General features: G+C 70.0%; 1 pseudogene. It reads right to left on the reverse strand.

The features are described 5' to 3' along the window. Nucleotides 1-69: 69 nt before the first annotated feature. Nucleotides 70-658, reverse strand: a pseudogene (locus CCN29_RS34645) (response regulator transcription factor). Nucleotides 659-932 lie beyond the last annotated feature (274 nt).

Below are 932 nucleotides of genomic sequence, written 5' to 3' on the forward strand. Positions count from 1 at the left end.
AGATGTGTAGAAGAGGCAGGGCTTGGGGGGCGCGGTGGGGGGCGCGGGAGTGGCAGCCATGGTCGGTGATCAGATCCGGTATCCGGAGCCGGGCACCGTCACGATGACCGGCGGCTCGCCCAGCTTGCGGCGCAGGGTCATGACGGTCACGCGGACGACGTTGGTGAACGGGTCGGTGTTCTCGTCCCAGGCCTTCTCCAGCAGCTGCTCCGCGGAGACCACGGCGCCCTCGCTGCGCATGAGGACCTCCAGCACGGCGAACTCCTTCGGCGCGAGCTGGACCTCCTTGCCGTCGCGGAAGACCTCGCGGCGGTTGGGGTCGAGCTTGATCCCGGCCCGCTCCAGGACCGGCGGCAGGGGGACGCTGGTACGCCGGCCGAGCGCCCGCACCCGCGCGATGAGCTCGCTGAACGCGAACGGCTTGGGCAGGTAGTCGTCGGCGCCGATCTCCAGCCCCTCGACGCGGTCGCTGACNNTCGTCGCCGTGCACGAGGGGGAGGTCGCGGTCGAGGACGACCACGTCGTAGTCGTTGACGCCGATGCGCTCCAGGGCGGCCGCACCGTCGTACACGACGTCGACGGCCATGGCCTCCCGGCGCAGCCCGGTGGCCACCGCATCGGCGAGCAGCTGCTCGTCCTCGACGACGAGTACGCGCACGTCGCTTGTCCTTCCTCATGACCCGCCCGGCGGACCACGAGGGCACGCGCGGGCAGGGGTACGGGTGGGTGTTGTTGCCTCCATCCTGCCCTTTTCGGCCGTAAGTCGGCTGTAAGGCGGCCCGGAACAGGGGATGGCCGGCGGCCACGCGGCCGGGGAACGTGCGGACGAACGGGGCGGGAATACGAGAATTTCTCGCGCGGTTAGGTTTCCACGGGAGGGAGCTTGGGGAGGACGGGTTTACATCCCGCGATCACGCTCTGCTTGCACCGCA

Origin of the sequence: Streptomyces pseudogriseolus (assembly GCA_002154585.1) — a bacterium.
Taxonomy (GTDB): domain Bacteria; phylum Actinomycetota; class Actinomycetes; order Streptomycetales; family Streptomycetaceae; genus Streptomyces; species Streptomyces pseudogriseolus.